The 1994-nt window shown below is 74.5% G+C and carries 2 protein-coding genes and 1 pseudogene; all 3 read right to left on the bottom strand.

Translation table 11 applies throughout. From position 1 onward, the window contains the following. Nucleotides 1-77 precede the first annotated feature (77 nt). Nucleotides 78-530 (bottom strand): DNA polymerase III subunit chi, encoded by a 453-nt coding sequence (locus AX737_RS07970; protein ID WP_066920420.1) that lies wholly within the window; start codon nt 528-530, stop codon nt 78-80. A gap of 47 nt (nt 531-577) precedes the next feature. After that, a complete protein-coding gene (locus tag AX737_RS07965) occupies nt 578-1741 on the bottom strand; it encodes a glutathionylspermidine synthase family protein (protein WP_066920418.1) in 1164 nt (387 codons plus the stop codon). Next, nucleotides 1741-1994: pseudogene (locus tag AX737_RS34210) on the bottom strand (DUF1190 domain-containing protein); the annotation flags it as partial. The gene AX737_RS07965 and the pseudogene AX737_RS34210, both read right to left, overlap by 1 nt.

The raw sequence follows: 1994 nt of genomic DNA, 5'->3' as shown, positions 1-1994 counted from the left end.
GCTCACGCGAAGGCCACCCTCCCCCGCAAAGGGGGGAGGGAGAGCGCGCGGGGGAGTGGGATGCATCCGTCAATGCGTCACGCCTTCTTGTTCCAGCGGCCGTCCTCGTCCTGCTGCCAGTAGGCCACCGCGTGGCCGGCGGCCTTGGCCTGGCGCCACTGCTCGCGGGCGCGCAGCAGCGCGTCCTGGTCGGTGCCGTCGAACAGGATGCAGATGCGGGCGTAGTCGGCCGCGTCGGGGGGCAGGTCGGCGCCTTCCACGAGGAAGCGGATCGAGGCGCCGTTCGGGTTGAGGTCGCGCAGCGTCAGCACCACCGGCTGGGTGCCGGCATCGGGCTCGCGGTCGGTGCCGTGGGGCAGGAAGCTCTCGTCCGCGTAGGTCCAGAGCCCGTCGTCGAGGGCGGCGAGGCGCTCCTCGCTCACCGCCTGGATCGCGGCCTGCCAGCCGCGCTCCAGCGAGCGCTCGACGAGGTTGGGCAGCACCCGCTCCAGGGGCTGGCGCTGCATGTGGTAGAACAGGATCTCGGTCACGGCGCCCCGGAGATAGGCCCCCGCTGCCGGTCCCGCCACCGCCTGCGTCACGTGGGCTCGATGAAGTGGGGCACGAAGAGCGCGTCGTCTCCGGTGACGAGACCGTCCGACTCGCGCAGGCACAGCCCCGCGGGCTCGTCGCCCACGATCCACGAGCCCACCAGGGCGCGCCGCCCGTCGAAGGCCGGCAGCTCGGCGAGCGCCTGGCGGACGAAGCCTTCCGCGCCGTAGGGCCCGGCCCCGTCCACGAGGGGCGTGCCGTCGCGGACGAGGCTGACATTGGCGCCCTCGCGCGAGAACAGGGGCTTTCGCGCGTAGCTCCGCCCGAGGGCGGCGACCTCCGGATCGTCCTCGAAATAGGCCGGCAGCAGGTTCGGGTGGCCCGGCTCCAAGGCCCAGAGGCAGGGGAGCAACCCCTTGTTCGAGAGCAGCATCTTCCAGGGCGGCTCCAGGAAGCGGGTCGGCGCGCCCCCGACCGCCGCGCCGAAGGGATCGGCGAACGCCCATTCCCAGGGATAGAGCTTGAACAGGGTCTCGATCGGCGCGCCCGCCCGGGTGCAGAGGCCGCCGCCGGGTTGCAGGCCGAGATCGGGCAGGTCCGCGAAGGCGGTCCGGCAGCCGGCCTGGACGGCGCAATCCTCCAGATAGGCCACGGTGCCGCGGTCCTCCGGCGCCCGCGCGTCCGCCGTGAACGCGAGAAGACCCGGGCCCGCCACCGCGCGGAACCGGGCGATCAGGCGCTCGTGCACGGCGTTGTACTGGTCCGCGCCCGCGGGCAGGCGGCGGTCGCGCAACGCCTCCTCCAGCCACAGCCACTGGAACACGCCGGTCTCGTAGAGGGCGGTCGGGGTGTCGGCGTTGTATTCCAAGAGCTTGGCCGGGCCGGTGCCCCCGTAGGCCAGGTCGAGCCGGCCGTAGAGGCTCGGATCACCCCGGCGCCAGCTCGCGCGGATCGCGTCCCAGGCCGTCTCGGGAACCCGGAGTCGGGCGAGGATCCGCTCGTCCGCGACGGCGCGGCCCACGAAGGCGAGGCAGAGGGCGTGCAGCTCGCCGCTCGGCCCCTCGATCTCCGCCTCGATCTCGTCGAGGCCGAAGGCGTAGGCGTGGCTCTCGTCCCAGTAGGGCGCGCCGTCGAGGGTGTGGAAGACGAAGCCGCGGGCGCGCGCGGTGTCGCGCCAGTCCGGCCGCGCGCCGGTGGCGACGCGGCGCATCAGCCGCCCCAGGAGCTGCGGGTCGAGCCGTGCGAACTGGCGCTGAACGCCCGCCCGGTCTGGCCGAAGCCGCCGAAGGTGGTGCCGTGCAGGGCCGCCGTCCGCATCCGGCCGGCCGAGGCGCGGCCGCCGCTGCCGGTGAGGATCCGGGCGCCGCCGCCGGTGCAGTAGCCGCCGTGACCCGCGGCGGCCGCCGCGTGGCCGGCGCGCGGGGCGTGGTCGAAGACCGGCTGCGGCGTGATCCCCTGGCTCG

Origin of the sequence: Methylobacterium sp. CCH5-D2, assembly GCF_001556475.1 — a bacterium.
Lineage (GTDB): Bacteria > Pseudomonadota > Alphaproteobacteria > Rhizobiales > Beijerinckiaceae > Methylobacterium > Methylobacterium hispanicum.
This window is presented reverse-complemented; position numbering and strand designations above follow the sequence as displayed.